A 466-nucleotide genomic window follows, 5' to 3' on the forward strand; every position below is an offset into this window, starting at 1 on the left:
TGCTCAACCAGGACAAGGGGGTACTCGCCAGCCGCGATGGGCTGCGCCTGAGTGCTACGGAGTTGTTCAACGGCGCGGGGGGCCTGCTGTCCAGCCAGAAGGGTATCGACGTCTCCCTGGCCGGTGCGTTCGATAACCAGGCCGGCAGCCTGGACAGCCGGGGCTTCCTGACGGTGAAGTCAGCCTGGCTCGACAACCAGGGCGGTACGCTATCCAGCGCAGGGGCATTGGCAGTGACCAGCCAGGGCGCCCTGAACAATCAGGGCGGCAGACTGGCGAGCGACGCTGGACTTAGCTTGAGCAGCGCCAGCCTCGACAACAGCCAGGCCGGTGCGATCAGTGGCAAGGGGGCCGTGGAGATTCGTACCGGCAACCTGAACAACAGCCGGAAAGCCAGTATCGGCAGCGATGCGGGACTCACCCTGGTCGCCGCTCGGGTAGACAACAGCCAGGCGGGCCGGATCGC

General features: G+C 66.1%; 1 protein-coding gene. It reads left to right on the plus strand.

Features of this window, described 5'->3' with window-relative positions; genetic code table 11:
- The coding region (locus tag HMPREF2581_RS18220; protein WP_033875279.1) for a hypothetical protein at window positions 1-466 on the plus strand (466 nt) is incomplete at both ends.

It is taken from the genome of Pseudomonas sp. HMSC057H01 (assembly GCF_001836405.1).
In the GTDB taxonomy this organism is placed as follows: Bacteria; Pseudomonadota; Gammaproteobacteria; order Pseudomonadales; family Pseudomonadaceae; genus Pseudomonas; species Pseudomonas aeruginosa.